This window comes from Anaeromyxobacter sp. SG66, from assembly GCF_022690805.1.
Lineage (GTDB): Bacteria > Myxococcota > Myxococcia > Myxococcales > Anaeromyxobacteraceae > Anaeromyxobacter > Anaeromyxobacter soli.
In genome coordinates, this window is record NZ_JALCZC010000005.1 from 13,805 (window position 1) to 36,950 (window position 23,146).

General features: G+C 71.4%; 18 protein-coding genes. 17 read left to right on the forward strand and 1 reads right to left on the reverse strand.

Going from position 1 to position 23,146, the window contains the following annotated elements; genetic code table 11:
- The first annotated feature begins 173 nt into the window (after positions 1–173).
- The 12 genes from MNZ39_RS03030 to MNZ39_RS03085 are packed head-to-tail and all read left to right on the forward strand — an operon-like array spanning position 174 to position 12,550.
- Positions 174–824: a cytochrome c3 family protein gene (locus tag MNZ39_RS03030; RefSeq protein WP_242334276.1), complete on the forward strand. Its 651-nt coding sequence runs from the start codon at positions 174–176 to the stop codon at positions 822–824.
- On the forward strand, positions 812–3,835 hold the full coding sequence (locus MNZ39_RS03035; RefSeq protein WP_242334279.1) for a TAT-variant-translocated molybdopterin oxidoreductase: 3,024 nt from the start codon (positions 812–814) through the stop codon (positions 3,833–3,835). The genes MNZ39_RS03030 and MNZ39_RS03035 overlap by 13 nt, the downstream gene beginning before the upstream one ends.
- Positions 3,832–5,244, forward strand: a complete 1,413-nt coding sequence (gene nrfD, locus MNZ39_RS03040; protein WP_242334282.1) for an NrfD/PsrC family molybdoenzyme membrane anchor subunit — start codon at positions 3,832–3,834, stop codon at positions 5,242–5,244. Before MNZ39_RS03035 ends, nrfD begins: the two co-directional genes overlap by 4 nt.
- The gene (locus tag MNZ39_RS03045; RefSeq protein WP_242334284.1) at positions 5,241–5,768 is read left to right on the forward strand and encodes a DUF3341 domain-containing protein; all 528 of its coding nucleotides are present in this window, start codon (positions 5,241–5,243) and stop codon (positions 5,766–5,768) included. The genes nrfD and MNZ39_RS03045 overlap by 4 nt, the downstream gene beginning before the upstream one ends.
- Position 5,769: 1 nt before the next feature.
- Positions 5,770–6,342: a cytochrome c gene (locus tag MNZ39_RS03050; RefSeq protein ID WP_242334287.1), complete on the forward strand. Its 573-nt coding sequence runs from the start codon at positions 5,770–5,772 to the stop codon at positions 6,340–6,342.
- Positions 6,339–7,523 (forward strand): hypothetical protein, encoded by a 1,185-nt coding sequence (locus MNZ39_RS03055; RefSeq protein WP_242334290.1) that lies wholly within the window; start codon positions 6,339–6,341, stop codon positions 7,521–7,523. Before MNZ39_RS03050 ends, MNZ39_RS03055 begins: the two co-directional genes overlap by 4 nt.
- Positions 7,520–7,963: a hypothetical protein gene (locus MNZ39_RS03060; protein WP_242334293.1), complete on the forward strand. Its 444-nt coding sequence runs from the start codon at positions 7,520–7,522 to the stop codon at positions 7,961–7,963. The genes MNZ39_RS03055 and MNZ39_RS03060 overlap by 4 nt, the downstream gene beginning before the upstream one ends.
- Entirely contained in the window at positions 7,960–8,823 is an 864-nt protein-coding gene (locus tag MNZ39_RS03065; protein ID WP_242334295.1) for an SCO family protein, read from the forward strand. Before MNZ39_RS03060 ends, MNZ39_RS03065 begins: the two co-directional genes overlap by 4 nt.
- On the forward strand, positions 8,820–9,875 hold the full coding sequence (gene coxB / locus MNZ39_RS03070; RefSeq protein ID WP_242334298.1) for a cytochrome c oxidase subunit II: 1,056 nt from the start codon (positions 8,820–8,822) through the stop codon (positions 9,873–9,875). The genes MNZ39_RS03065 and coxB overlap by 4 nt, the downstream gene beginning before the upstream one ends.
- Positions 9,850–11,517, forward strand: coding sequence for a cbb3-type cytochrome c oxidase subunit I (locus tag MNZ39_RS03075; RefSeq protein WP_242334301.1), 1,668 nt, complete (start codon positions 9,850–9,852; stop codon positions 11,515–11,517). The genes coxB and MNZ39_RS03075 overlap by 26 nt, the downstream gene beginning before the upstream one ends.
- Positions 11,507–12,142, forward strand: a complete 636-nt coding sequence (locus tag MNZ39_RS03080; protein ID WP_242334304.1) for a cytochrome c oxidase subunit 3 family protein — start codon at positions 11,507–11,509, stop codon at positions 12,140–12,142. The genes MNZ39_RS03075 and MNZ39_RS03080 overlap by 11 nt, the downstream gene beginning before the upstream one ends.
- Positions 12,143–12,151: 9 nt before the next feature.
- Positions 12,152–12,550 (forward strand): cytochrome C oxidase subunit IV family protein, encoded by a 399-nt coding sequence (locus MNZ39_RS03085; RefSeq protein ID WP_242334307.1) that lies wholly within the window; start codon positions 12,152–12,154, stop codon positions 12,548–12,550.
- A gap of 39 nt (positions 12,551–12,589) precedes the next feature.
- Here the strand turns inward: MNZ39_RS03085 and MNZ39_RS03090 are convergent, their stop codons facing one another.
- Positions 12,590–13,120 carry an O-acetyl-ADP-ribose deacetylase gene (locus MNZ39_RS03090; protein WP_242334309.1) on the reverse strand — a complete coding sequence of 177 codons (531 nt, stop codon included), beginning with the start codon at positions 13,118–13,120 and terminating at the stop codon, positions 12,590–12,592.
- Positions 13,121–13,384: 264 nt separating this feature from the next.
- On the opposite strand from MNZ39_RS03090, the gene MNZ39_RS03095 reads away from it, so the two are divergent.
- The 5 genes from MNZ39_RS03095 to MNZ39_RS03115 all read left to right on the forward strand — a co-directional run bounded on the left by MNZ39_RS03095 (position 13,385) and on the right by MNZ39_RS03115 (position 23,079).
- Complete coding sequence (locus MNZ39_RS03095) at positions 13,385–14,761, forward strand: sigma-54 dependent transcriptional regulator (protein ID WP_242334312.1); 1,377 nt, start codon at positions 13,385–13,387, stop codon at positions 14,759–14,761.
- Between the two features lie 113 nt (positions 14,762–14,874).
- Positions 14,875–15,534, forward strand: a complete 660-nt coding sequence (locus MNZ39_RS03100; RefSeq protein WP_242334315.1) for a hypothetical protein — start codon at positions 14,875–14,877, stop codon at positions 15,532–15,534.
- Positions 15,535–15,971: 437 nt separating this feature from the next.
- The gene (gene gltB, locus MNZ39_RS03105) at positions 15,972–20,582 is read left to right on the forward strand and encodes a glutamate synthase large subunit (RefSeq protein ID WP_242334318.1); all 4,611 of its coding nucleotides are present in this window, start codon (positions 15,972–15,974) and stop codon (positions 20,580–20,582) included.
- An 11-nt stretch (positions 20,583–20,593) separates the two neighbouring features.
- A complete protein-coding gene (locus MNZ39_RS03110; RefSeq protein WP_242334320.1) occupies positions 20,594–22,078 on the forward strand; it encodes a glutamate synthase subunit beta in 1,485 nt (494 codons plus the stop codon).
- Between the two features lie 575 nt (positions 22,079–22,653).
- Positions 22,654–23,079 carry a hypothetical protein gene (locus tag MNZ39_RS03115; protein WP_242334323.1) on the forward strand — a complete coding sequence of 142 codons (426 nt, stop codon included), beginning with the start codon at positions 22,654–22,656 and terminating at the stop codon, positions 23,077–23,079.
- The last annotated feature ends 67 nt before the right edge of the window (positions 23,080–23,146 follow it).

Genomic DNA, 23,146 nt, shown 5'->3' on the forward strand with positions numbered 1-23,146 from the left:
CGGCCCGCGCACCGGCGGGTGCGGCGCGTCCCGCGCGGGCTTGCGACCGGGCAAGAACCCGAGCCCCTCGCCCCTTCCGAGACCTTCCGTCGATATTTGATCCAAGACAATTTACGCCCCAGCGCGGGCCCGGTCGTACCTGCACGACGTCCAAGGGGCCCGCGCGCCATGCGATGAGCGCACTCTTTTCTCCCAGATCCAACGGCATCTTCCGCATCGTCATCGCGATCCTCTTCGCCGGTGCGGCCGGGACGGTGGGCGCGTTGATGGTGTTCGCCCGCATCCCGGCGGGCACCGGGCAGGCGGAGCAGGTGGGCCAGCCGGTGCAGTTCGACCACCGCCACCACGTGCAGGACGACCTCATCGACTGCCGCTACTGCCACACGACCGTCGACAAGGCCGCCAGCGCGGGCATCCCGCCCACCGAGCTCTGCCTCAACTGCCACTCGCAGGTCTGGAACAAGAGCCCGCTGCTCGACCTGGTGCGCTCGAGCTGGTTCGCCAACAAGCCGATCGAATGGGTGCGGGTCCACCGCCTCCCGGGCTTCGTCTACTTCAACCACGCCATCCACGTGAACAAGGGGGTCGGCTGCGTCGAGTGCCACGGACGCGTCGACCTGATGCCGGCGATCGAGCAGGTCGCTCCACTCACGATGGGCTGGTGCCTCGACTGTCACCGGAACCCCACCCCGCGTCTCCGCCCGCTCGAGGAGGTCACGAACATGACGTGGCAGCCGGAAGGCGACCCCGTCGCGCTCGGGAAAGAGCTGGCGAAGAAGTACGACGTGAAACCCCGCACGAGCTGCTACACATGCCATCGCTAGGGCTTCCCATCTACGGTCAGAAGACGGCGCTCGAGACGCGCCGCTGGAAGAGCATCGACGAGCTCGCGGGGCGAGCGGACGCCGAGCCCGGCGAGTTCCCGGAGGGCGCCGCCGAGACGCCCGCGGGGTTCTCCCGGCGCGGCTTCCTCCAGATCCTCGGCGCCTCCGCGGCGTTCGCCGGCCTCGCCTGCAAGCCGCCGCGCGAGAAGCTCGTGCCCTACGTGCGCAAGCCGGAGGCGGTGACGCCGAGCGTCCCCGTGGGCTACGCGACGGCGCGGAGCGACGAGGGCTACGCCGTCGGGCTCGTCGTGCAGGCGTTCGAGGGCCGGCCGGTCAAGGTCGAGGGGAACCGCCTGCACCCGGCGAGCCTCGGCGGCACCGACGCAATCACCCAGGCGATGGTGCTCGACCTCTACGATCCGGCGCGCCTCGCGGGGTTCACGCGCGGCGGCCGCGCGCTCGCGTGGTCGGCGGTCCTCCAGGAGATCGCGGCGCTCGCCCGCGAGCACGACAAGGACGGCGGTGCGCGGCTGCGCTTCCTCGTCGCCCCGACGAGCTCGCCGACCGTCGCCGACCTGCGCCGCCGGCTCCTCGAGCGCTTCCCGAAGGCGCGCTTCGACACGTGGGCGCCGGCGGGCGGGGACGCGGCGCAGCGCGCCGGCGCCGCCATCGCGCTCGGCCGCCCGCTCGACGCCACCTTCGAGGTCGCGAAGGCGGACGTGATCCTGTCGCTCGACTCCGACTTCCTCGCCACCGAGGGCGAGCACCTGCGCAGCGCGCGCGAGTTCGCCTCGCGCCGCGAGGGCGAGCGCATGAACCGGCTCTACGTGGCCGAGCCGCGCTTCTCGGTGACGGGGGGCATGGCCGACCACCGGTTCCGCATGCGCGGCGCCGAGGTCGCGGCGTTCGCGCGGGCGGTCGCCGCGGAGCTCGCCCAGGCGGGCGTGGCGGGACTCGCGCCGCTCGGCGCGCGCGCCGAGGGCGAGCATGCCCGGGCCGCCAGGGCCGTCGCGAAGGATCTCGCCGGCGCCCGCGGGCGCTCGCTCATCGTCGCGGGTGCGCGGCAGCCGCCGGCGGTCCACGCGCTCGCCGCCGCGATGAACGAGGCGCTCGGGAACGTCGGGCCCGTCGTGCGCTGGCGCGCGCCCGTGCTGGTCGATCCCCAGGCCGGCCCGGATGCGCTCCGCGCGCTCGCCGCCGAGGTGCAGGCCGGCAAGGTCGACACGCTCGTCGTGACCGCCTGGAACCCGCTCCACACCGCGCCCGCCGACCTCGAGCTGCGCAAGGTGTTCGGCAAGGTGAAGAACTCGATGGTCCTCGCGCTCCGCGACGACGAGACGGTGCGGGCGGCGAGCTGGCGGCTCGCGGCGAGCCACCCGCTCGAGTCCTGGGGCGATCTCCGCTCGCGGGACGGCACCGTCACGGTCGTGCAGCCGCTCATCTCGCCGCTCCACGAGAGCACGACCGAGGTGGACCTCTTCGCCGCGTTCCTCGGCGAGGGCGAGCGCGGCGCCTGGCGCCTCGTGCGCGACGGCTGGCGCAGCCGCTCCGGGGCGCCGCCGGCCCCGCTGCCGCTCTCCGGCCCCGCCGCCGCCTCGAACCCGGCCGACACCAACCGGCCCCGCCCGCCGGATCCCTTCGACAGGACCTGGGACGAGTGGCTCGCGGCCGGCCTCCTCACGGAGAGCGCCGGCCGCCCGGAGGACGCGAAGGTCGACCCCGCCCGCGTCGCGGACGCGCTCGGGAAGCTCCCCGCCCCCGCGGGCGGCATCGAGCTCGGCTTCGCGCCCGACTACAAGGTCTGGGACGGCCGCTTCCTCGAGAACGCCTGGCTGCAGGAGCTGCCGGATCCCATCACCAAGCTCACCTGGGAGAACGCCGCCCACCTCTCGCCCGCGACCGCCAGGCGGCTCGGGCTCGAGTCGGGCGAGCTCGTCGAGCTCGCCCGCGGCGGCCGCGCGGTGGTCGCGCCGGTGCTCGTCGTCCCCGGCCACGCCGACGACGCGGTCACGGTCGCGCTCGGCTACGGCCAGCGGGTCGCCGGGGCGGTCGGCCAGGGCGCGGGCTTCGACGCCTACGCGCTCCGCACGAGCGACGCCCCCTGGTACGCCGGCGGCGCCACGCTGAAGAAGACCGGCAAGACGACCGAGCTCGCCATCACGCAGGGTCACTTCTCGATGGAGGGCCGCGCCATCGCGCTCGCGCTCGATCACGAGGAGCTCCCCCGCGCGAAGGCCGAGCTCGACGAGCACCGCGGCGAGGCGCCGACCATCCTCCAGCCGGTCGACTACTCGGAGAAGGACTACCGCTGGGGGATGGCGATCGACCTGTCGAAGTGCATCGGCTGCTCGGCGTGCACGGCGGCGTGCCAGGCCGAGAACAACATCCCGGTGGTCGGCAAGGAGCAGGTGCTCCGCAGCCGCGAGATGCACTGGATCCGGGTCGATCGCTACTTCGAGGGGCCGGCGGAGGATCCACAGTCGGTCACGCAGCCGCTCGCGTGCGTGCACTGCGAGATGGCGCCCTGCGAGTACGTCTGCCCCGTGAACGCCACCGTCCACTCGGACGAGGGCCTGAACGAGATGGTCTACAACCGCTGCGTCGGCACGCGGTACTGCTCGAACAACTGTCCGTACAAGGTGCGCCGCTTCAACTTCCTCGACTACCACGGGGACATGGCGCCGACGCTCCAGATGCTGATGAACCCGGACGTCACCGTGCGGGCCCGCGGCGTCATGGAGAAGTGCACCTACTGCACCCAGCGCATCCAGCGGGCGCGCATCGACGCGCGCGTGGGCGGGCGGAAGATCGGGCCGGACGAGGTCGTGCCGGCCTGCGCCCAGGCCTGCCCCTCGGAGGCGATCGTGTTCGGCAACCTCAACGACGCGCGCTCGCGCGTGTCGCGCAAGCACGCCGACGCGCGCCGGTACGACCTGCTCCACGAGCTGGGCACCCGGCCGCGCACCGCCTACCTCGTCAAGCTCCGCAACCCCAACCCCGAGCTCGCATGAGCACCGCCGAGAAGACGATCCAAGACGCCCACGCGCTCGAGGGCGCGCCGGTCCTCGTGGGCCGCCCGGACGATCGGGCGTTGACCGAGAGCCTCCTCTCCCCCGTCCTCGGCCCGACGCGCAAGGGCTGGCTGCTGCTCCTCTTCGCGCTCCTCGGCGGGGTCGGGTTCTGGACCCTGTCGCTCGTCACGACCCTGTTCGTGGGCATCGGCGCCTGGGGCAACAACATCCCCGTCGCCTGGGCGTTCGACATCACGAACTTCGTCTGGTGGATCGGCATCGGCCACGCCGGCACGCTCATCAGCGCGATCCTCCTCCTGTTCCAGCAGAAGTGGCGCACCTCCATCAACCGCTTCGCGGAGGCGATGACGCTCTTCGCGGTGGCGATGGCGGGCGTCTACCCGGTCATCCACCTCGGGCGGCCGTGGCTCTTCTGGTGGCTCATCCCGTACCCGTCCACGAACCTGATCTGGCCGAACTTCAAGAGCGCGCTGCCCTGGGACGTGTTCGCGATCTCGACCTACGCGACGGTCTCGTTCCTCTTCTGGTACCTCGGCCTCATCCCCGATCTCGCGACCCTGCGCGACGCCGCGAAGACCCGCGGGCGCCGCATCGTCTACGGGATCATGAGCTTCGGCTGGCGCGGCTCGGCGCGCCACTGGCGGCACTACCGCATCGGCTACCTGCTCCTCGCCGGGCTCTCCACGCCGCTCGTCGTCTCCGTCCACACCATCGTGTCCTTCGACTTCGCCATCTCGCAGCTGCCGGGCTGGCACACCACCATCTTCCCGCCCTACTTCGTGGCCGGCGCCATCTTCAGCGGCTTCGCGATGGTGCTGACGCTCATGATCCCGGCGCGGCGGCTGCTCGGGTACCAGCACGTCGTCACCGAGCGTCACCTCGACAACATGGCGAAGGTGATCCTCGCGACCGGCCTCATGGTGTTCTACGGCTACATGATGGAGTGGTTCATGGCCTGGTACTCGGGCAGCGCGTCCGAGGCCTTCGCCTTCCTGAACCGGTTCCAGGGGCCGTACAGGGGCATCTTCATCGCGCAGATGTTCTGCAACGTGGTCGCCCCGCAGATCCTCTGGTTCCCGTCGATGCGGCGGAACGAGTACGTGCTCTTCCTCGTCGCCATCCTCGTCAACGTCGGCATGTGGGCGGAGCGGTTCGTCATCATCGCCGTGTCGCTCCACCGCGACTTCATCCCCTCGTCGTGGGGCATGTATTACCCGACCTGGGTGGACTGGGGCCTCTTCCTCGGCTCCATCTGCATGTTCGGCGTGCTGTTCCTGCTGTTCCTCCGGTTCCTGCCCGCCATCCCGCTCTTCGAGGTGAAGGAGCTCCGCCGCGAGCTCGAGCACTACGGCGACAACGCCCACCCCGGCTCGGAGGAGGAAGGATGAAGGCCTACGTCCTCGGTGAGTTCGAGCGCGAGCAGCCGCTCTACGACGCCGCCCGCGCGCTCCGCGCCCACGGGCACGAGAGCCTCGACATCCACTCTCCGTACCCGCTCCACGAGGCGGATCACGCCCTCGGCCTGAAGCGCTCCACCGTGCCGATCGTCGCCCTCGTGGGCGGCCTCGCCGGCGCCATCACGGGCTACCTGCTGCAGTGGTACACGGTCGGTCACGACTGGCCGCTCAACGTGGGCAACCGCCCGCCGCACAGCGCGCCCGCGTTCATCCCGGTCACCTTCGAGCTCGGCGTCCTCTTCGCCTCCCTCGCCATCTTCGTCGGCCTCCTCGCCGGCTACTTCGGCTTCCCGCGCACGCACCACCCGGTGTTCGAGGTGGAGGCGTTCCGCTCCGCGTCCATCGACGGCCTGTGGCTCTCGGCGGAGGTGGAGGGGAAGGACGCCGAGCCCGTCGCGCAGGAGCTGCGCCGGTTCGGGGCGCGCAACGTGTCGATCGTGCCGGAGGCGAAGTGAGATGAAGACCGCGCGCCTCGCCGCCCCCCTGCTCCTCCTGCTCGCCGCCTGCCCGCGGCTCGATCCGATGTGGGATCAGCCCAAGGTGAAGGCCTACAAGGCGAGCAAGTACTACCCGGACGGCCTCGCCATGCGCACCCCGCCGCCCGGCACCGTGCCGCACCGGGCGCCGATCGAGCCCGCGGTCGCGACCGGCCGGGGCCCCGACGGCCGGCCGCTCGCGGTGTCGCCCGTCGCGGCCACGGCCGAGCAGCTCGCGCGCGGCCGGGCCCGGTTCGACGTGATCTGCGCGACCTGCCACGGCGTGCTCGGCGACGGCGAGAGCCAGGTCGCGCTCAACATGTCGCTCAGGAAGCCGCCCTCGCTGCACCAGTTCCGCGACCTCGCGGACGGCTACATCTACCAGGTCATCTCGGAGGGGTTCGGCCTCATGCCCTCGTACGCCGCGGAGCTCTCGGTGCAGGACCGGTGGGCGGTCGTCGCCTACGTGCGCGCCCTCCAGCTCTCCCAGCACGCCGCCATGGAGCAGGTCCCGCCGGAGGCGCGCGAGCGCCTCGAGAAGGAGGGGCGATGACGCTCACCCCGTACCAGGGCGGCCGGCGCCTCATGGCCCCCGCCCTCGTCGCCGCCGTCGCGGGCCTGGCGCTCACCGCGGTGGGCGGCCTCGTGGACCCGCGCCGCGCGCTCTTCGCGTACCTCGTCGCGTTCGTCTACTGGCTCGGCATCGCGCTCGGCGCGCTCATCCTGCTCGGCGCGTTCCACGCGTCGAACGCGCGCTGGCCGGTGGTGCTGCGGCGCTTCGTCGAGACCGTGCCCGCCGCGCTGCCGCTCTTCGCCGTGCTGTTCGTCCCCATCGCGCTCGGGATGAAGCACCTCTTCGTGTGGATGGCGCCGCCGGAGACGCTGGCGCCGGAGATGGCGCACGCCGTCCACCACAAGCTCCCCTACCTGAACGCGGGCTTCTTCCTCGGGCGCGCCGCCGTCTACTTCGTGTTCTGGATCGTCGTCGCGCACCTGCTGCGGAGCTGGTCGATCCGCCAGGACAGCGCCGGGGGCGCGACGCTCACGCGGTGGCAGCGCCGCCTCGGCGCGGGCTCGCTCCCGTTCCTCGCGCTGACGCTCACCTTCGCGTCGTTCGACTGGATGATGTCGCTCGACCCGCGCTTCTTCTCGACGATCTTCGGCGTGTACTGGTTCGCCGGCAGCTTCATGGCGGCCTTCGCGGTCACGATCATCGCCGCCACGCTCTCGCGGCCCGATCCGACCGCGTTCGGGCACCACATGAGCCTCGAGCACTTCCACTCGCTCGGGAAGTTCCTGCTCGCCTTCACCGCCTTCTGGGCCTACGTGGCCTTCTCGCAGTTCATGCTCATCTGGATCGCGAACGTCCCGGAGGAGGTGCCCTGGTACATCCTCCGCATCGACGGCGGGTGGAAGTGGGTGGGGATCTTCCTCGCGCTGTTCCACTTCGTCGTCCCGTTCTTCCTGCTCCTCTCGCGCGACCTGAAGCGGACCCCCCGGGCGCTCTCGCTCGTGGCGGGCTGGCTGCTCCTCGTGCACTGGGTCGACCTCTACTGGCTCGTCATGCCGCACCTCGACCCCGCCGGCCCGCGGCCGTCGCTCTGGGACCTCGCGGCGTTCGTGGGGGTCGGCGGCGCGGCGGTCGCGTTCACGCTCTTCCGCCTGCGCGGCGCCTCCCCGGTGCCGGTGCGCGACCCCTACCTCGAGGACTCGCTGAGGTACCTGCCGCAATGAACGATCCGCACATCGATCCCACGCACGCCCACGCGCACGAGGGCGGTCACGGCCACGGGGTCCGGTCGGAGGAGGACCGGATCTCGAGCGGCAAGGTGGTCGCGGTCGGCGTCGGCGCGCTCGTCGTCTTCTTCTTCGCCTCGCTCGCGGCGGTGAGCTACCTGCGCCTGCGCCAGAGCGAGCAGCCGCCCCCCACGATCCCCGCCGAGCTCGGCCAGTCGAAGATCGGGATGGTCGAGCAGCAGATCTTCGACGTCGCGGTGCGCGGCACGCGCGATCGGGCCCGGCGGCTCGAGAAGCTCGGGTCGTACGGCTGGGTCGACCGCGACGGCGGAGTGGTGCACATCCCCATCGACCGCGCGATGGACCTCGTCGCGAAGGGCGTCCGGCCCGCGCAGGCGCCGAAGGGCGAGGCGCCGCCGCCGGGAGGGCAGCCATGATCCGGCGCACCGCCCGGCTCGCCGCGCTCGCCGCGCTGGCCACGCTCGCCTCGAGGCCGAGCCCCGCCGCGGCGCAGTTCTGGAATCGCCCGGACCCGAAGGGTCCGCCGACCGACCAGCCCCCCGCGATCCTGGAGGAGGTCGGCGTCGACGAGCGGCTCGGGAACCGCGTGCCGCTCGACCTCGAGCTCACCGACGGGAACGGCCGCCCCTTCCGGCTCGGCGACGCGTTCCGGGGCCACCGCCCCGTGGTGCTCACGCTCGTCTACTACGACTGCCCCATGCTCTGCGGGCTCATCCTCTCCGGGATGGCCAAGACCATGCGCGAGAACGGGCTCGTGCTCGGCAAGGACTACGAGGCGGTGACGGTGTCGTTCGACCCGAAGGAGAAGCCGGCGCAGGCGGCGGAGCGGCGCCGCGGCTACCTCCAGTCCCTGGGGCGCGCGGAGTCCGAGCCGGTGTGGCCCTTCCTCGTCGGCACCGAGGCCGCCTCCCGCCAGCTCGCCGAGGCGGTGGGCTTCCGCTACAAGTACGACCCGCAGACGAAGGAGTGGGCGCACATCGCCGCGGTCTTCGTGCTCGGGCCGGACGGCACCGTCTCGCGCTACCTGTACGGCATCGAGTATCCGGCGAAGGACTTCCGGCTCGCCGTCGTGGAGGCGGCGGACGGGAAGGTCGGCACCAGCTTCGACAAGTTCCTCCTCACCTGTTACCGCTACGACCCCGCGTCGCGGAAGTACGAGCCGTACGCGTGGGGCTTCGTGCGCGCGGGGGGCCTCGCGGTGCTCCTCGCGCTGTCGGGCCTCATCGGCGGCCTCGTCTGGCGCGAGCGCCGGGGCAAGGCGAGGCGCACGGCATGAACGAGCTCCTCCGCAGGATGCTGTTCCTCCCCGAGCAGGCGTCGGACTACGCGCGCCAGGTCGACGGGCTCCACTACTTCATCATCATCACCACGATGATCGCCGCCGCGGGCGTGTTCGCGACCGCGATCTTCTTCTTCGTCCGGTACCGCCGCCGCGCGGACACCGATCTCACCCCGCACGTCGCCCCGCGCACGATCCACGAGGTCGTCTTCGTGGGCCTGCCGCTCGGTCTGTTCCTCGTGTGGTTCGCGATCGGCTTCCCGCAGTACGCGAAGCTGTCGCTCCCGCCCAAGGACGCGATGGACGTCTACGTCCAGGGCAAGAAGTGGATGTGGAAGTTCGCCTATCCGGGCGGGCCGAACGCGATCGACACGCTGCGCGTCCCGGTGGGGCGCCCGGTGCGGCTCCTCATCACCTCGCGTGACGTGATCCACTCGTTCTACGTCCCCGCGCTGCGGGTGAAGATGGACGCGCTCCCGGGCCGCTACACGCAGTCGTGGTTCAAGGCGGAGAAGCCCGGGCGCTACGAGATCTTCTGCGCCGAGTACTGCGGCCTGGGCCACTCCGCCATGCTCGGCGAGCTCGTCGTCATGCCGCAGGAGGAGTTCGACACCTGGATCGCGGAGCAGCGCCGGGGGGCGAACGCCGTCGCCCAGGACGCGGGGCCGTCGGGGGAGCGGGCGCTGCCCGCCGCCAACGTCGCCGAGGAGGGGCGCCGGATCGCCTCGGAGCAGGGGTGCATGAAGTGCCACAGCGTGGACGGCACGCGGCACATCGGCCCGACCTGGGTGGACCTCTACCTCCGCCAGGAGAAGCTCAAGGACGGCAAGAGCGTCGTCGCGGACGAGGGCTACCTCACGAAATCGATGATGGACCCCGCGGCGGACATCGTCGCCGGCTACCAGAACGTGATGCCCACCTACCAGGGCAAGCTCTCTCCGCCCGAGGTCGCGGCGGTCGTCGAGTACATCAAGACCCTCAAGACGCAGGCGGTCCGCTCCGGTCCGTCGGAAGGCCCGGTCTATGAATCCATCCCTCGCCCGCAGTGAAGTCCCGGTGTGGAACCCCCGGAACTACCTGAACTCGCCCGAGACCGGCCTCAGGTCCTGGCTGCTCACCCAGGATCACAAGCGGATCGGGGTGATGTTCCTCGTCGCCACCACGATCGCGTTCGCGATCGGCGGGATCTTCGCGCTCCTCATCCGGATCGAGCTGCTCACGCCCGGCCCGACGATCATGAGCGCGCAGACCTACAACCGCATGTTCACGCTCCACGGCGTGGTCATGATCTTCCTCTTCATGATCCCCGCCATCCCGAGCGGCTTCGGGAACTTCCTCGTGCCGCTCATGATCGGCGCGAAGGACGTGGCGTTCCCGAGGCTAAACCTGCTCAGCTTCTACGTGTACCTCGCCGGCGCGGTGATCGCGCTCTTCGGGATGGTGCAGGGCGGGGCGGACACCGGCTGGACGTTCTACACGCCGTACTCCACCACCACGATCACCAAGGTCGTGCCGGTGCTCCTCGGCGCGTTCATCCTGGGCTTCTCGTCGATCCTCACCGGCCTCAACTTCATCGTCACCACGCACACCATGCGGGCGCCCGGCCTGACCTGGACGCGCCTGCCGCTGTTCGTGTGGTCGATCTACGCGACCTCGGTGATCCAGATCCTCGCCACGCCGGTGCTGGGCATGTCGCTCCTGCTGGTGGCCGTGGAGCACGCGTTCGGCTGGGGCATCTTCGATCCGGCGCGCGGCGGCGACCCGGTGCTCTTCCAGCACTTCTTCTGGTTCTACTCGCACCCCGCCGTCTACATCATGGTGCTGCCCGCCATGGCCGTGATCTCCGAGGTGGTCTGCGCCTTCTCGCGCAAGAACATCTTCGGCTACAAGGCCGTCGCCTACTCCTCGCTCGGCATCGCCTTCGTCGGCTTCTTCACCTGGGGCCACCACATGTTCGTGTCCGGGCAGTCCGCCTTCAACGGCGGCGTGTTCGGGGTGCTCTCGATGTTCGTGGGCATCTTCACGGCCATCAAGGTCTTCAACTGGACGGCGACCCTGTACAAGGGGTCGATCCTGTTCGCCACGCCGTTCGCCTACTTCGTCGGCTTCCTGTTCTTCCTGGTGTTCGGGGGCATGACGGGCATCGCGCTCGCCACGGTGTCGCTCGACGTCCACTGGCACGACACCTACTTCATCGTCGCGCACTTCCACTTCATCATGGTCGGCGCGACGCTCATGGCGTTCCTGGCGGCGCTCCACTACTGGTTCCCGAAGATCGCGGGGAAGCGCCTGCCCGAGGGCTGGGGCCTCGTCGCCGCGGTCATGATCATCCTCGGGTTCAACTTCACCTTCATCCCGCAGTTCCTGCTCGGCAACGAGGGGATGCCGCGGCGCTACTTCTCCTACCCGGAGAAGTTCTGGCCCCTGAACGTCGCCTCGACGGCGGGCGCGTCCGTGCTCGCGATGGGGCTCGTCATCGTGCTCGTCTACACGCTCGTCGCGCTGAAGTGGGGCCCGGTGGCCGGCGCGAACCCGTGGAACTCGCGGGGCTTCGAGTGGAACACCCCTTCGCCGCCGCCGCCGGAGAACTACGAGACGACGCCGGTCTACACGCACGGCCCGCACGAGTACGACCTGCCCGGCGTCGAGACTCCGCCGGCCGCGACGCCCGAGCCGAAGCATGCCAGCTAACACGACCTACCTCGCGCACCACTTCGAGAGCCTCGAGAAGCAGACCTACGCCGCGCGGCTCGGCATGTGGCTGTTCCTCGCCACGGAGGTGCTGCTGTTCACGGCCCTGTTCGCCGGGTACGGGGTGTACCGGTACCTGTACCCGGAGGCCTTCCGCGAGGCGAGCCGCGGCCTCGAGACCTGGATCGGCTTCGTGAACACGCTCGTGCTCGTCACGAGCTCGTTCACCGTCGCGATGGGGCTCGAGCGGGCGACGCGCGGCGACGGGCGAGGCACGCGCCTCCTGTTCGGCCTCTCGATCCTGCTCGCGCTCGCGTTCCTCGGCCTCAAGGCGGTCGAGTACACGCACCACTTCCACGCCGGCGAGCTGCCGGGACGCTACTACGCGAGCGACGCGGTGCAGGGGCCGGGCGGCCCGATCTTCTTCGCGCTCTACTTCCTCATCACCGGGCTGCACGCGATCCACGTCGTGATCGGCATGACCGTGCTCGCGGTGATCGGCTGGCGGGCCGGCCGGGGCGCCTACGCCGCCGAGTACCACGTGCCCGTGGAGCTCGGGGCGCTGTACTGGCACCTCGTCGACCTCATCTGGATCTTCGTCTTCCCGCTCATCTACCTCGTCTAGGAGCCGCTCATGGCCGCCCACGGCAACGCCTCGACCGTCGAGCACCACGGCGCCCCGCACCACTCGCACGTGAGCCGGTACGTGGCGGTGTGGATCGTGCTCCTCGTCCTCACCGTCTCCACCTGGGCCCTCGCCAAGGTGCACCTGCCCGGCCCGCTCCACGTCCTCGTCGCCCTCGCCATCGCGATCGCGAAGGGGGCGCTCGTGGCGCTGTTCTTCATGCACCTGTACGACCAGCAGGGCGCGAACCGGCTCGTGTTCGTCACCTCGCTCGTGTTCGTGGCCCTCCTCGTGGGGCTCACGCTCAGCGACTACGCGACGCGCTACCCGCTCTCGAAGCCGCCCGGCAGCGAGGGCGCCCTGCCCGCGCCCGACTACGCCCCGCCGCCGACCTCGCGGACGCATTGATCTCCGACCAGGGGGCTGTCACGAAGGGTGAATCACGGGTCAGGTCCCGGCCGCGGCCAGGACCCGCTCGTACACCTCGCGGTCGGCCGCGGAGAAGCAGCAGAACACCACCCGCTCCGGCAGCGGCGCGGCGAGCGCGGCCACGACCTCCGCCACCGCGATCCGCGTGGCGCGCTCGAGCGGGAAGCCGTACGCGCCGGTGGAGATGGCCGGGAACGCGATCGAGCGCACCCCGTGCTCGGCCGCGAGCCGCATCGACTCGCGGTAGCACCGGGCGAGGAGCGCGTCCTCGCCCGCGCCGCCGCCCGTCCACACCGGCCCGACCGCGTGGATGACGTGGCGCGCCCGAAGTCGGTGGCCGCCGGTGAGCTTCGCCTCGCCGGTGCGCGCGCCGCCGAGCGCGCGGCACTCCTCGAGGAGGCCGGGGCCCGCCGCCCGGTGGATCGCGCCGTCCACGCCGCCGCCGCCGAGGAGCGACGCGTTGGCCGCGTTCACGATCGCGTCCACCGCGAGCTGCGTGATGTCGCCTTGCACCACCGTGATCCGCCCGCTCGCCCAGGTCCGGTCCATCGGTGCTTCGTAGCGGATGCCGGACGCGGAGGCAGGTGACCTCCCGGGCCCGGGTGATCCCCCGCCCGGCGTGCGCCGCGGCGCGGCGCCCGAGCGGGCGGATCCGAGGGGCGACGCCGAGTGGATTCGTGAGCGGTGGCGCGAGGTTGAAGACGGGCGAGCCCTCGCGCGGCGCCGGGAGCGCGCCCCGCGTCCCCGCAATTCCTGCACGAAAAAACCCGCAAAACCCGGGTACGGAGCTTGCTACGGCGTTCGACCGGTTTCATGCCTCGCGATCGCATTCTCGTCATCGACGCCAACCCGCTCGAGGGGGCGTCGCTCCGTGCCGCCCTGTTCGAGCGCGGGTTCGACGCCGTCGAGGCGTCGACCGCGGAGGGCGCGCTTGCGCTCGTCCCCACCTTCGGTCCGGGTGCGGTCCTGACCGACGCGACGCTGCCCGGCTGCGACGGCGCCGCGATGGTCGGCCGCCTGCGCGCCTCCCGCTCGGACGCGTCGGTCGTCGTCTCCACGCCGCTCGACCGGCTCGACGCCGCGGTCGCGGCGATGCGCGCCGGCGCCGACAGCTACCTCGTCCGACCGCTCGATCCGACGCAGACGGTGATCGTGATCGAGAAGGCGCTCGAGCGGCGGCGCCTGCGCCGGGACCGCGCGGCGCTCCGCGAGCGCGCCCGTGCGCGCGCCTCGATCGTCGGCTCCGCCCCCGAGCTGACCGCGCTCGTCGAGGTGCTCCGCCGCGTCGCGCCGACCAAGGCCGCCGTCCTCGTGCAGGGCGAGGTGGGCTCGGGGAAGGCGCAGGTCGCGCAGGCGCTCCACGAGTGGTCTCCGCGCCGCGAGCGGCCGTTCGTGCGCGTCAACTGCGCGGCGCGCTCCGAGGCGCTGCTCGAGGCGGACCTGTTCGGCCACGAGGCCGGCGCGTTCGGCGACGCCGACGAGCGGCGCCCCGGCCGGCTCGAGGACGCCGACGGCGGGACCCTCTACCTCGATGAGGTCGGCCGGCTCCCCGCCGCGCTCCAGGTGAAGCTCCTGCGCGTGCTCCAGCAGGGCGAGCTCGAGCGCGTCGGCGGGCGCACGACGATCCACGTGGACGTCCGGCTCGTCGCCGGGACGCAGCACGACCTCGCGGAGGAGATCCGGGCGGGCAGCTTCCGCGACGACCTCTACTACCGGCTGAACGTCGTGTCCCTGGCGCTGCCGCCGCTCCGCGCGCGCAAGAGCGACATCCCCGCGCTCGTGCAGCACTTCCTCGAGACCTCCTCCTTCGCGGCGGGCAGGCGGATCACCGGGCTGACGCCCGGCGCGCTGTCCGCGCTCTTCGGCTACGACTGGCCGGGCAACGTGCGCGAGCTCGCCTCGGTGGTGGAGCGCGCGCTCTCGCGGACGCAGGGCACGGAGATCGCCGCCGAGGACCTCTCCCCGGTGCTCCAGGGGGGCCGCGTCGACGAGGCCGGCGCCATCGCGCTCATCCCCGGCGCGTCGCTGTTCGAGATCGAGCGGGAGGCGATCCTCCGCACGCTCGAGCAGGTGGGCGGCTCCACCGCGCGCGCGGCGGAGATCCTCGGCGTCTCGATCCGCAAGATCCAGTACCGGCTGAAGGAGTACCGGTCGGGCCGCGTGCCGCACGACCTCGCGCTCGGCAGCTGACCGCCGCTCCGCGCCACCCCGCCCCTGCGGCCGAACGGAGGAGCGCTCTCCTGAGCGACCTCGTCGCGCCCGGACGAGTCGCCCTCCCCGAAGCCCGGGCCCTACCTTAGGGAATGGCTTCCGACCGGATCGAATTTGGCAGCGTCCTCGAGAGCAAGGGCTCCGAGGGCAAGCTCTGGCTCTTCATCATCCCCGTGATCGTCGGCGTCTTCGCGCTCGCGGGGTACGGCATCATGCAGGTCTCGAAGGCGGGCTCGGTGGAGCGCGAGGCGAAGGCGGCGCAGCAGGAGGTCGCCGAGCTCCACAAGACCGTCGAGCAGCGGGACAAGCTCCTCACCGACGCGCGCGCCGAGGAGGGCCTCCAGCGCTCCGCGGGCGCCGCGGCGGCGCTCTTCTACGGCGTGAACCCGAAGGCGCAGGAGAGCGGGATCGCCTTCGCCCACCCGTCCGAGAAGGCGGTGCGCGTGTACTTCTACGGCCTCGCGGCGCCGCCCGAGGGCCAGGAGTACGTGGTCGCCGCGCGCACGAAGGGCGGCCAGACGAAGGCGCTCGGCTCCGTGCTCCCGGGCAACGACGGGACGGGCTTCCTCCTCGCCAAGGACGTCCCCGAGGGGACGTCCACCGTCGAGCTGCTCCTTCGCCCGCGCGATCAGGAGAACCTCGACGGCGCCGAGCCTCGCGTCGCAGCGCGCTACCCGGCGAACGGCGAGCGCGGCATCCTCGCGGAGGCGCCGCCCGCGCAGGCGCGCCGGGGCCGCGGGCCCCGCGGGTAGTCTGCCGGAAGACTCGCGGCTTCACCGGAGCGGCGTAGGGCGGACGGGCGGGCGGCAGCGCGCGGCGCTGCCCGGCGGCCGGGCAGGCTCGCCCCTGGCAGCGGGCCCGGGCCCGATGATCGAGCAGGCGCGACGGGGGTGCCCAGTCGACGGGCAGCCCCGTCGCCTGTCTGCACGTCGAACGAGCAGCAGCGCGCCCGGATCTCGGGCAGTGCGCCGATCGGGGCGGGCCGGTATTGACTGAGACGCTTCCCCTTGGCGACACTCGATTTTCTTGCTCGTGCAGCGTGCCGTAGCCGCACGGCTCGCCGGTCGCTCCCCGCGCCCCGAGTGGAGCGGAGGCGGCGCACGGTGTGCATCGCGATCCGGAGATCCGATCGAGCGGAGGCGCCGCGGTTGCCGCGGCGTGAAGGCGTTTCGCAAAGGGTGAAGTGAGAATGATCGAGACCGGGTATCCAGGGAAGCAGGGCCTCTACGACCCCCAGCACGAGCACGACGCCTGCGGCTTCGGCTTCGTGGTCGACATCAAAGGCCGCCCCTCGCACGACATCCTCTCGAAGGCCCTCGAGGTGCTCGTGAACCTCGAGCACCGCGGCGCCGTCGGCGCCGAGAAGAACACCGGCGACGGCGCGGGCATCCTCTTCCAGCTCCCCCACGCGTTCCTCGCGGCCGAGTGCGAGCCGCTCGGGGTCCGCCTGCCGCGGCCGGGCCACTACGCCGCGGGCATGGTCTTCCTGCCGCCGAACCCGGCGGGCAGCGCCGAGTGCGCGCGGATCTTCGAGGCCGTGGTGCGCGAGGAGGGCCAGCAGGTGCTGGGCTGGCGCGACGTCCCCACCGACGACTCCACCCTGGGGCCCACCGCGCGCGCGAGCCAGCCCGTCGTCCGGCAGATCTTCGTCGGCCGCGGCTCGAACTGCCCCGACGCGATGAGCTTCGAGCGGAAGCTGTACGTCATCCGCCGGCTGGTCGAGAAGAAGGTCTCGCGCTCCGCGATCCCCGGGCGCACGCACTTCTACGTGCCGTCCCTGTCCCACAAGACCGTCGTCTACAAGGGCATGCTGAACGCGCCGCAGCTCCGCGCGTTCTACCCGGACCTGTCGCGCTCCGCGCTCGTCACCGCGATCGCGATGGTCCACTCGCGCTTCTCGACGAACACCTTCCCGTCGTGGTCGCGCGCCCACCCGTACCGCTACATCTCGCACAACGGCGAGATCAACACGCTGCGCGGCAACATCAACTGGATGCACGCGCGCCAGTCGATGATGCGCTCGTCGCTCCTCGGCGAGGACCTGCAGAAGGTCCTCACCGTGGTCGACACCGAGGGCTCCGACTCGGCCATGTTCGACAACGTGCTCGAGCTGCTCACGCTCTCGGGCCGCGAGCTCCCGCACGCGATGATGATGATGATGCCGGAGCCCTGGAACCGGCACGAGTCGATGAGCGCCACGAAGCGCGCGTTCTACGAGTTCCACTCCTGCCTCATGGAGCCGTGGGACGGGCCGGCGTCGATCGCCTTCACCGACGGCGTCCGCGTCGGCGCGCTCCTCGATCGCAACGGGCTCCGCCCCTCGCGCTACTACGTGACGAAGGACGACCTCGTCGTCATGGCGTCCGAGGTCGGCGTCCTCGACATCCCCCCCGACCGCGTCCTCCGCAAGGGCCGGCTCCAGCCCGGGCGCATCTTCCTCGTCGACACCTCCGAGGGGCGCATCGTCGCGGACGACGAGCTGAAGGAGCGGATCGCCAGGCAGCATCCGTACCGCGAGTGGATCGAGCGCTTCGCGGTGCGCCTCGACGAGCTGCCGAGGCCGCAGCACGTCATCGAGCCGGATCACGAGACGGTCCTCCGCCGCCAGGAGGTCTTCGGCTACACCGCCGAGGACGTGAAGATGATCGTCACGCCGATGGCGACCGACGGCACCGAGCCCCTCGGCTCCATGGGCAACGACGCGCCGCTCGCGGTGCTCTCGGAGAAGCCGCAGCCGCTCTTCGCCTACTTCAAGCAGCTCTTCGCGCAGGTGACGAACCCGCCGGTCGACGCCATCCGCGAGGAGATCATCATGGCGGTGGAGACCGCCGTGGGGCCGGAGGGGAACCTCCTCGAGCCCGGTCCCGACGCCTGCCGGCAGCTCTCCCTGCCGACCCCCGTGCTGCGCAACGAGGAGCTCGAGAAGATCCGCGCGCTCGACGGCGGGCCGGGATCGAAGGGCCTCCGCGCCATCACGCTCCCCATCCTGTTCCGCGCCAAGGACGGCGGCGCGGGGCTGCGCAAGGCGCTCGAGGACCTGCGCTTCAAGGCCTCGGAGTGCATCGCCGAGGGCTACAACCTCATCGTCCTCTCCGATCGCGGCCACGACGCCGAGGACGCGCCGATCCCCTCGCTCCTCGCCGTCTCGGCGGTGCACCACCACCTCATCCGCGAGGGCACCCGCACGCGCATCGGCCTCGTCCTCGAGACGGGCGAGCCGCGCGAGGTGCACCACTTCGCGCTGCTCGTGGGCTTCGGCGCGTCCGCGGTGAACCCCTACCTCGCCTTCGAGACCATCCACGACCAGGTGAACCTGGGGCTCATCCCCGGCCCGGCCGCGGAGGCCGAGAAGAAGTACGTGAAGGCCGTGAGCAAGGGGATCGTGAAGGTGATCTCCAAGATGGGGATCTCCACCATCCAGAGCTACCACGGCGCCCAGGTGTTCGAGGCGGTGGGCCTGAACCAGGACTTCATCGACGAGTACTTCACCTGGACCTCCACCCGCGTCGGCGGCGTCGGCATCGACGTCGTCGCGAAGGAGGCGCGGCTCCGCAACGAGCGCGGCTTCCCCCCGAAGCGACCCATCTTCCACACGAGCCTCCCCGCGGGCGGCCAGTACAAGTGGCGCGCGAACGGGGAGCACCACCTCTTCAACCCGGAGACGGTGCACAAGCTCCAGTACGCGTGCCGCTCGAAGAGCTACGCGCTCTTCAAGGAGTACACCTCGCTCGTCGATCACCAGGCGAGGCACCTCAACACGCTCCGCGGCCTCATGGACCTCGTGCCCGGCCCGAAGCCGGTGCCCATCGACGAGGTGGAGCCCGTCGAGTCGATCATGCGCCGCTTCAAGACCGGCGCGATGAGCTACGGCTCGATCTCGAAGGAGGCGCACGAGGCGCTCGCCGTCGCGATGAACCGCATCGGCGGCAAGTCGAACACCGGCGAGGGCGGCGAGGATCCTTCCCGCTACGCGCGTGAGCCGGGCGGGGACTCCAAGAACAGCGCCATCAAGCAGGTCGCCTCGGGCCGGTTCGGCGTCACGAGCGAGTACCTCGTGAACGCGCGCGAGCTGCAGATCAAGATGGCCCAGGGCGCGAAGCCGGGCGAGGGCGGCCAGCTGCCCGGCTCGAAGGTCTACCCGTGGATCGCCAAGGTGCGCCACGCGACGCCGGGCGTCGGCCTCATCTCGCCGCCGCCGCACCACGACATCTACTCGATCGAGGACCTCGCCCAGCTCATCCACGACCTCAAGAACGCGAACCACCGCGCGCGCGTCTCGGTGAAGCTCGTGGCCGAGGTCGGCGTGGGCACCATCGCCGCGGGCGTCGCCAAGGCGCACGCCGACGTGGTGCTCGTCTCCGGCCACGACGGCGGCACGGGCGCCTCGCCGCTCACCTCGATCAAGCACGCGGGCATCCCCTGGGAGCTCGGCCTCGCCGAGACGCACCAGGTCCTCGTGATGAACGACCTCCGCTCCCGCATCGTGGTGGAGGTGGACGGGCAGCTCAAGACGGGGCGCGACGTGGTCGTCGGCGCGCTCCTAGGCGCCGAGGAGTTCGGCTTCGCGACCGCGCCGCTCGTCGTCCTCGGCTGCATCATGATGCGCGCCTGCCACCTCAACACCTGCCCGGTGGGCGTCGCGACGCAGGACCCGAAGCTGCGCGCCAAGTTCACCGGCGACCCGGACCACGTGGTCACCTTCATGCGCTTCGTGGCGCAGGAGGTGCGCGAGCTCATGGCCGAGCTCGGCTACCGCACCATCGACGAGATGGTCGGCCGGTCCGAGCGGATCGAGCTGCGCCGCGCGGTGGACCACTGGAAGGCCCGCAACCTCGACTTCAGCCGCATCCTCTTCAAGCCCACGGTGCCCCGCAGCTACGGGCGCACCTGCCAGATCCCGCAGGATCACGGCATCGAGCAGACGCTCGACGCGACGACGCTCCTCGACCTCGCGCGCCCCGCGCTCGAGGAGAGGAAGCCCGTCCGCGCGACCCTGCCCATCCGCAACACCATGCGGGTCGTCGGCACGATGACGGGCAGCGAGGTCACCCGGCGCCACGGGGCCGCGGGCCTCCCCGAGGACACGATCCAGCTCCACTTCCAGGGGTCGGCGGGCCAGTCGTTCGGCGCGTTCATCCCGCGCGGGATGACGCTCGTCCTCGAGGGCGACGCGAACGACTACGTCGGCAAGGGCATCTCGGGCGGCAAGATCGTGGTCCACCCGCCGCGCGAGGCGACGTTCGTCCCGGAGGAGAACATCATCATCGGCAACGTCGCCTTCTACGGCGCGACGGGCGGCGAGGCGTACGTGCGCGGCCTCGCCGGCGAGCGCTTCTGCGTGCGCAACTCCGGCCTGCAGGCGGTGGTCGAGGGCGTCGGCGATCACGGCTGCGAGTACATGACCGGCGGCCGCGTCGTCGTGCTCGGGCCGACCGGCCGGAACTTCGCGGCCGGGATGTCCGGCGGCGTCGCCTACGTCCTCGACGCGGACGGTCAGTTCGGGAGCCGCTGCAACAGGCAGATGGTGGGGCTCGCGCGCATCGAGGACGAGGAGGAGCTCGCCGCGGTGCGGGCGCTCGTCGAGAAGCACGCCGAGTGGACCGGCAGCGCGCACGCGCGGCGCCTGCTCGAGCGGTGGACGGACACGGCGAAGCGGCTCGTGCGCGTGCTGCCGAACGACTACCGGCGCGTCGTCGAGGCCCAGGCGAGGATGCGCGAGAAGGGGCTCTCGGCCGAGGAAGCGGAGATGGCGGCCTTCGAGGAGAACGCGCACGACGAGGCGCGCGTCGGCGGGAACTAGGGAAGACAGCGATGGGAAAGCCGACTGGATTCATGGAGTACCCGCGGGAGCCGAAGCACGAGCGGCCGCCGCGCGAGCGGATCGGGGACTGGAGCGAGGCGCACCCGCCGTACGCGGAGGAGACCCTCCGGCAACAGGGCGCGCGCTGCATGGACTGCGGGATCCCCTTCTGCCACACCGGCACGCTCATCGCCGGGATGGCGGCCGGGTGCCCGGTGAACAACCTCATCCCGGAGTGGAACGACCTCGTCTACCGCGGGCAGTGGCAGGAGGCTTACATCCGGCTCGCCAAGACGAACAACTTCCCCGAGTTCACCGGGCGCGTCTGCCCGGCGCCCTGCGAGGGGAGCTGCACGCTCGGCATCAACGAGCCGCCCGTCACGATCAAGCTCATCGAGCACGAGATCGTCGAGCGCGCCTTCGCCGAGGGCTGGGTGAAGCCGCAGCCGCCGGCCGCGCGCACCGGGAAGCGCGTCGCCGTCATCGGCTCCGGCCCGGCGGGCCTCGCGGCCGCCCAGCAGCTCAACAAGGCGGGGCACACCGTCACGGTGTTCGAGCGCGCCGACCGCGCCGGCGGGCTCCTCATGTACGGCATCCCGAACATGAAGCTCGACAAGGCGGTGGTGGAGCGGCGGGTGCAGCTCATCGCGGACGAGGGCGTCCGCTTCGTCACCGAGACCGAGATCGGCAAGCACATCCCCGCGCAGCGGCTCCTCAAGGACTTCGACGCGGTGGTCCTCGCGGGCGGCGCGACGCAGGCGCGCGATCTCCCGGTCGAGGGGCGGAACCTCGAGGGCATCCACCTCGCGATGGAGTTCCTCCACGCCAACACGAAGTCGCTGCTCGACTCGCGCCACGCGGACGGGCGGTTCATCTCGGCGAAGGGCCGGGACGTCGTCGTCATCGGCGGCGGCGACACCGGCACGGACTGCGTCGGCACGTCGATCCGCCACGGGGCGCGGAGCGTCGTGCAGCTCGAGATCCTCCCGCAGCCCCCGCTCGAGCGCGCGGCCGACAACCCGTGGCCGCAGTGGCCCAAGGTCCTCAAGCTCGACTACGGCCAGGAGGAGGCGAAGGAGCTCTGGGGTGCCGACCCGCGCCGCTTCCAGGCGCTGACGAAGCGCTTCGTCGGCGACGCGCAGGGCAGGGTGAAGGAGCTGCACGTCGTGGACGTCGAGTGGACGAAGGGACCGGACGGCCGGTTCGGCCCTCGGGAGGTCGCCGGCTCGGAGCGCGTCGTCCCGGCCGACCTCGTGCTCCTCGCCCTCGGGTTCGTGGGGCCGGAGAAGCCCATGCTGCAGCAGCTGGGCGTGAAGCTCGACGACCGCGGCAACGTCTGGACGGACGAGAGCAAGATGACGAGCGTCCCCGGCGTGTTCGCGGCGGGCGACATGTCGCGCGGCCAGTCGCTCGTGGTCTGGGCGATCCGCGAGGGGCGGGAGGCGGCGCAGGGCGTCGACCGCTACCTGTCGTACGGGGAGACGGTGCTTCCGTAGCCGTCGCGGCGCGCGTTCGCCGGGCGCGGCCGTGGCCCGACGACGCGCGGCTCGCTCGCGCGCGCAGTGAGGGCGCGCCCACGCGCCGCCGCGGCGCGGCGGCGACCGCGTGCGCCGCTCCTCCGCGGTGAGGGAGGCTTCGAGCTTCTGCTCGAGCTCGGGCCGTCCCGCGGGGATCGTACGGCGTTCACCGTAAGATGAACTCGGCGCGAGCCGGTCATCCGAGCCGAGCGGCTCCCGCGCCGAGGTCCCGCGCGCTGCCACGCCGAGCTCGCAGTGCCGCGGGCGCACGCGACGCGCTCGGCCGCAGGGCCGCGGCGTCGACGCGGCTCGAGCGCCGGGCGTGCCTGCCCCGTCGAAGGCACACGTCTCAGATTCCACGATGCGGGCCGACCCATCAGAAATGGGCGAACGCACGCCGAGACTCCTTCTCAATGCGTGCGCCTCGACGCACAGTCTCATCGACCACCAGCTATTGCCAATCGCCATTCCTGCGCCGCGCGCGTCGGAGCGACCCCGCGCCGGCAACGCAGGAAGGTTCGCGCGCGACGTTTCAGCGCGCGGGAGGAGGTCGTATGCGCGTGAAGGGAATGGTCGGGCAGTGGCTCGGGTTTGCGGTCGTCGCGCTGGCTGTCCTCGGGCCAGGGATCGCCCGGGCCGGGAGCCCGCACTTCGTGAGCGTGACCGTCGAGCGAGACGGGGACACGCTGATCGCAGACGGGAAAGAGGCCGGTCTCGGGAGCGAGACCCAGGTTCACATCGTGCTGAGCGCCGATGCCGCGTGCATCAATCCTGGCGATCACCACCCCAAGGCGGACAACAAGGAAGCCTTCTCGGCGGAGGGCGACTTCCCGGTCCAGAACGGGAAGGCGGTCTTCTTCCTCGAGCTCACCCCCACGTTCCAGCCGGACTGCTCGCCTCCGATGTCGGTGGTGTTCACCAACGTCAAGGTGTGCGACGAGGAGCACAACGTCTGCACGAGGTTCTCCGGCACGTACTAGCGGCGCGTGGGAATGCCTGGGGGCCGCGCCGCCCGTCGGGCGGGCGGCCTCTGGCGGGCGCCCTGCC

What these genes read in the sequence shown, in the direction of transcription:
- MNZ39_RS03030 (WP_242334276.1), top strand. Translation starts at nt 174, where the DNA reads ATGAGCGCACTCTTTTCTCCCAGATCCAACGGCATCTTCCGCATCGTC.
- MNZ39_RS03035 (WP_242334279.1), top strand. Translation starts at nt 812, where the DNA reads ATGCCATCGCTAGGGCTTCCCATCTACGGTCAGAAGACGGCGCTCGAG.
- nrfD (WP_242334282.1), top strand. Translation starts at nt 3,832, where the DNA reads ATGAGCACCGCCGAGAAGACGATCCAAGACGCCCACGCGCTCGAGGGC.
- MNZ39_RS03045 (WP_242334284.1), top strand. Translation starts at nt 5,241, where the DNA reads ATGAAGGCCTACGTCCTCGGTGAGTTCGAGCGCGAGCAGCCGCTCTAC.
- MNZ39_RS03050 (WP_242334287.1), top strand. Translation starts at nt 5,770, where the DNA reads ATGAAGACCGCGCGCCTCGCCGCCCCCCTGCTCCTCCTGCTCGCCGCC.
- MNZ39_RS03055 (WP_242334290.1), top strand. Translation starts at nt 6,339, where the DNA reads ATGACGCTCACCCCGTACCAGGGCGGCCGGCGCCTCATGGCCCCCGCC.
- MNZ39_RS03060 (WP_242334293.1), top strand. Translation starts at nt 7,520, where the DNA reads ATGAACGATCCGCACATCGATCCCACGCACGCCCACGCGCACGAGGGC.
- MNZ39_RS03065 (WP_242334295.1), top strand. Translation starts at nt 7,960, where the DNA reads ATGATCCGGCGCACCGCCCGGCTCGCCGCGCTCGCCGCGCTGGCCACG.
- coxB (WP_242334298.1), top strand. Translation starts at nt 8,820, where the DNA reads ATGAACGAGCTCCTCCGCAGGATGCTGTTCCTCCCCGAGCAGGCGTCG.
- MNZ39_RS03075 (WP_242334301.1), top strand. Translation starts at nt 9,850, where the DNA reads ATGAATCCATCCCTCGCCCGCAGTGAAGTCCCGGTGTGGAACCCCCGG.
- MNZ39_RS03080 (WP_242334304.1), top strand. Translation starts at nt 11,507, where the DNA reads ATGCCAGCTAACACGACCTACCTCGCGCACCACTTCGAGAGCCTCGAG.
- MNZ39_RS03085 (WP_242334307.1), top strand. Translation starts at nt 12,152, where the DNA reads ATGGCCGCCCACGGCAACGCCTCGACCGTCGAGCACCACGGCGCCCCG.
- MNZ39_RS03090 (WP_242334309.1), bottom strand. Translation starts at nt 13,120, where the DNA reads ATGGACCGGACCTGGGCGAGCGGGCGGATCACGGTGGTGCAAGGCGAC.
- MNZ39_RS03095 (WP_242334312.1), top strand. Translation starts at nt 13,385, where the DNA reads ATGCCTCGCGATCGCATTCTCGTCATCGACGCCAACCCGCTCGAGGGG.
- MNZ39_RS03100 (WP_242334315.1), top strand. Translation starts at nt 14,875, where the DNA reads ATGGCTTCCGACCGGATCGAATTTGGCAGCGTCCTCGAGAGCAAGGGC.
- gltB (WP_242334318.1), top strand. Translation starts at nt 15,972, where the DNA reads ATGATCGAGACCGGGTATCCAGGGAAGCAGGGCCTCTACGACCCCCAG.
- MNZ39_RS03110 (WP_242334320.1), top strand. Translation starts at nt 20,594, where the DNA reads ATGGGAAAGCCGACTGGATTCATGGAGTACCCGCGGGAGCCGAAGCAC.
- MNZ39_RS03115 (WP_242334323.1), top strand. Translation starts at nt 22,654, where the DNA reads ATGCGCGTGAAGGGAATGGTCGGGCAGTGGCTCGGGTTTGCGGTCGTC.